Annotated in this window: 1 protein-coding gene; it reads left to right on the top strand. The window is 55.0% G+C overall.

Going from position 1 to position 258, the window contains the following annotated elements:
• Positions 1 to 258, top strand: a 258-nt coding sequence (locus tag H8L32_RS27420) for a hypothetical protein (protein WP_186951028.1), incomplete at both ends; no start/stop codon positions are given.

Genomic DNA, 258 nt, shown 5'->3' with positions numbered 1-258 from the left:
CTGACACACTCGAAACAGGCGACAGCATCACAGGCGGCGACGGTACAGATACCCTCATCATCGTCAATGGCGGTAACATCACAGCCGGTGCAACAGGCTCCTCCATCGTCACCAAAGTAGAAGCAGTACAAGTTCTGTTGAACAATGCTACTTCCTCAGTCGACTTCAGCAAACTGCCAGACGTCACAGGCGTACTGGTGCGCAACGTCTCCAACACCTTCGTAGCAGCCCCAGCTGACTCCGCACCGGTTGCTGGTA

The sequence above is a fragment of the Undibacterium hunanense genome (assembly GCF_014284335.1).
Classification (GTDB): Bacteria; Pseudomonadota; Gammaproteobacteria; order Burkholderiales; family Burkholderiaceae_D; genus Undibacterium; species Undibacterium hunanense.
Note: the sequence above shows the minus strand (reverse complement) of the source record. Positions and strands in the feature narration are given on the sequence as shown.